Genomic DNA, 2,624 nt, shown 5'->3' with positions numbered 1-2,624 from the left:
GCCGCAGCCGACGACCCAGTCGGCGTCGGTCGAGCGCTCGAGCGTCGCCGCCACCAGGGCGTCGACCTCGGCTGTGGTGAGATCCGGCCCGGGCTCGTTGAGCTTCGTCGTGGTCCCGTCCGGCTCGAGGACGCTGATGTTCATCCGGACCGTTCCCGCGACGGGGACGCCGACGTGGGCGACGCCGGCGTCGTCGAGCAGCTCCTCGAGCAGGTGTCCCTCCGGTCCGCCGACGGGCAGGACCGCAGTGGTGGCGGCTCCCTGGGCGGCGAGGGCCCGCGACACGTTCACGCCCTTGCCGCCCGGGTCGACGCGGCTTCCCGCGGCTCGGTGCACCTCGCCGCGGCTGAGGGCATCGACGAAGACCGCACGGTCGATGCTCGGGTTGGGCGTCAGCGTCGTGATCATGCCGTCACCACGTCGGGGCCCGCAGCGCGGATCTCCGCGGCCACGTCGTCGTCGAGGTCAGTGTCGGTGATGAGGATGTCGATGTCGCCGAGGTCGGCGAACCTGTGCAGGTGGGCGTCACCCGCCTTGCTGGAGTCAGAGAGGACGATCGAGGTGCGGGCCGAGGCCACCATCGCGCGCTTGACGAGCGCCTCGGACTGGTCAGGGGTCGTCAGGCCACGGGCGACCGAGAATCCGTTGGTCCCGATGAAGGCGACGTCGGCGACGACATCGCTGAGGGCTCGAATCGTCCAGTCCCCGACGGCAGCTCCGGTCTGGCCTCGCACTCGCCCCCCGAGCAGATAGAGCGACACGCCCGGGTGGGTCGCGAGCACGGACGCGGCCGAGAGGCTGTTGGTGAGGACGGTGAGGTCGAGGTCCGGCCGGAGCAGCTCGGCCACTGCTCCGGTTGTCGTGCCCGAGTCCAGGATGATGCTGCCGCCGGAGGGCAACTGGTCGAGTGCGCGAGCGGCGATGCGTCGCTTCACCTCGGTGAGACGACCGGAACGGGTCGCCAGCGACGGCTCCACCTCGAGCCGCTCGACGGGGATCGCCCCTCCGTGTACGCGGCGGAGCGAACCCCGCCGCTCCAGAGCCGTCAGGTCGCGACGGATCGTCTCCGTCGCCACACCGAGATCGTCGGCGAGAGCGGTGACCTCGACCCGGCCGGCGCGTCGCGCCTCGGCAATGATCCGTTGCTGCCGCTCTGTCGCGTACATGGGACTCCTCGGTCCTCGTGTCGGCGCTCGACGACGCCGTCTGTTCCATCAAGGAAACCACACATGCGGTCCGAAGTGAAGATAAACGGGCACCCGTTTTTGTGGGATGGTCGGCATGCGAAACTCCCGCCAACCGGCGGGGTGTTCAGCCCAGGTTCTTCAGCCGACCCCAGGCGTGCCAGCGGTCGATCTCGATCCAGGCACTGACGCGCTGGCGGTTGCGGACCCCGTACGGCTGGCCCGTGTAGTGCCGGGCGATCCGGTCGATGTCGGCGAGATCATCGTCATCGACCCACTCGACGACGCGGCCCTGGATGCTGACGTGGGTGATCCAGTCCTGCGGGTCCATCGCGCTGAGGCTGACCCGCGGGTCGTTGCGCAGGTACTCGATGCGCTTCCGGTCACCGTCCATGTTGACGAGGATCCGGCCGTTCTCGTAGAGGTACCAGGTCGGCACCGAGACCGGGTGACCGTCCGGTCGCAGCGAGCTGATCGTCGCGTGGTTCGGCTGGACGAGCAGCTCCTCGACAGGTGCGGGCAGCGGCGGCTTGGGCATCACAGGTTCCTCTCGCTCGACGACCCTCCGACCCTAAGCCCCAGTCCGTTGTGCGAGTCGATCCACCGCCTCGCTCACAGCGGAACCAGCTCGCTCTCGATCGTCTCTCGCACACGCTGTTTCAGGTCTCGTGCAGGGATCAGGTCGACCCGTGAGCCGAGGACGCCTTCCAGCTCCGCCTCGATGCTTCCAAGCGATAGGAGACCAACACCGCCCGGCAGGTCAACGAGGAGGTCGAGGTCGCTGTCAACGCGGTCGTCCCCTCGGGCCACGCTGCCGAACACGCGCGGATCGCTCACCCGATGCCGCTCCAGGATCTCGAGCAGCGCTTCTCTGTTGGCGTCGACCTTCCGGCCGACCGGGCCGAGGAATCGACGCTTGCGTGGCCTCCGGACTGAGATGTCCAGCTCCATGCCGGCGGCCGAGACGAGTTTGCGCAGCATGGGCAGCGAAGGCTCTCGAGCGCCGGACTCGTAGGCACTCACGACGCTCTGAGCGACGCCGGCACGCTCGCCGAGCGCCGCTTGAGACAGCCTCGCCCGTGCGCGGGCAGCACGCACCAGATCAGCGGCAGTGGACTGTGTCGCCATCCGTGCAGTATAGCGAATTGTCTATGGCGTCCCACTAAACACGAACCGGCTACAGACCGAGCTCGCGGGCTCCCTCGGCCGACGAGTCCCGGAGGAACTGCGCGCACCGCGCGTCCTCGTCGGTCTCGCCGATTGCCCGAGCGGCTCGGGAGAGCGCGGCGAGCGAGCGGAGGAAGCCCCGGTTCGGCTCGTGCGACCACGGGACCGGCCCCTGCCCGCGCCACCCGGACTTGCGCAGCTGGTCGAGCGCTCGGTGGTAGCCGGTCCGGGCGTAGGCGTAGGCCTCGACGTCCCGGCCTCCGGCAGCGAGCG

At 69.3% G+C, this 2,624-nt stretch carries 5 protein-coding genes; all 5 read right to left on the bottom strand.

All coding sequences use genetic code 11. The annotated features are described in order from the left end of the window. A partial coding sequence (locus tag VIR15_RS04755) for a 1-phosphofructokinase family hexose kinase (protein ID WP_331926326.1) occupies positions 1-408 on the bottom strand: 408 nt, incomplete at its 3' end. Further along, entirely contained in the window at positions 405-1,166 is a 762-nt protein-coding gene (locus tag VIR15_RS04750; RefSeq protein ID WP_331926325.1) for a DeoR/GlpR family DNA-binding transcription regulator, read from the bottom strand. The genes VIR15_RS04750 and VIR15_RS04755, both read right to left, overlap by 4 nt. 145 nt (positions 1,167-1,311) lie before the next feature. Beyond that, positions 1,312-1,722 (bottom strand): pyridoxamine 5'-phosphate oxidase family protein, encoded by a 411-nt coding sequence (locus VIR15_RS04745; RefSeq protein ID WP_331926324.1) that lies wholly within the window; start codon positions 1,720-1,722, stop codon positions 1,312-1,314. A 74-nt stretch (positions 1,723-1,796) separates the two neighbouring features. Next, positions 1,797-2,312, bottom strand: coding sequence for a type II toxin-antitoxin system RelB family anti-toxin (gene relB, locus VIR15_RS04740; protein WP_331926323.1), 516 nt, complete (start codon positions 2,310-2,312; stop codon positions 1,797-1,799). A 49-nt stretch (positions 2,313-2,361) separates the two neighbouring features. Beyond that, the coding region (locus tag VIR15_RS04735; protein WP_331926322.1) for a DUF3151 family protein at positions 2,362-2,624 on the bottom strand (263 nt) is incomplete at its 5' end.

It is taken from the genome of Intrasporangium sp., assembly GCF_036566125.1.
Lineage (GTDB): Bacteria > Actinomycetota > Actinomycetes > Actinomycetales > Dermatophilaceae > Intrasporangium.
The sequence above is the reverse complement of the archived record's forward strand: the minus strand, read 5'-3'. Positions and strand labels throughout refer to the sequence as shown.